This is a genomic window from Ruminococcus sp. MCC718, assembly GCF_018783905.1.
GTDB classification, from domain to species: domain Bacteria; phylum Bacillota; class Clostridia; order Lachnospirales; family Lachnospiraceae; genus Hominisplanchenecus; species Hominisplanchenecus faecis.
Map to the genome: position 1 here is coordinate 1474 of NZ_WQNP01000166.1, position 389 is coordinate 1862.

Below are 389 nucleotides of genomic sequence, written 5' to 3' on the forward strand. Positions count from 1 at the left end.
CTGTCTTTTTCGGCAACGGTTTTCGTTGTCCATGTACGGGTAGCCTTTTTAGGAAGATTGTCTGCATTGTAGTAACCGTCATAATAGCTCCATGTGAACTCTGCACCCTCTAAAGAAGCAGTTCCCTGTGGCGTGGATTTTTCTGTTTCCATGTCGATTTTAAATAAATCAATCAAAGTTTCTGTGACCTTTGGAGTGTCAGCAACAGTTAATGTCGCTGTTTTTCCAACTTCCACATTTAAGGCATGGACAGTAGAATCCAGCTTGTAACCCTTTGGAGCAGAAAGCTCTTTGATGTAAACTGTTCCGGCTTTTACCTCAACTTCTTTGGTATCGCCGTTTCCATCGGCAGTAAGTGTGGCAAGCTGGCTGTTACAGCTCTTATCAGA

1 protein-coding gene is annotated in these 389 nt (G+C 43.2%); it reads right to left on the minus strand.

Annotated elements, in window-relative coordinates; all coding sequences use genetic code 11:
• Nucleotides 1-389: SpaA isopeptide-forming pilin-related protein (locus tag GPK60_RS15475; RefSeq protein ID WP_252191413.1), on the minus strand; the 389-nt coding region annotated here is incomplete at both ends.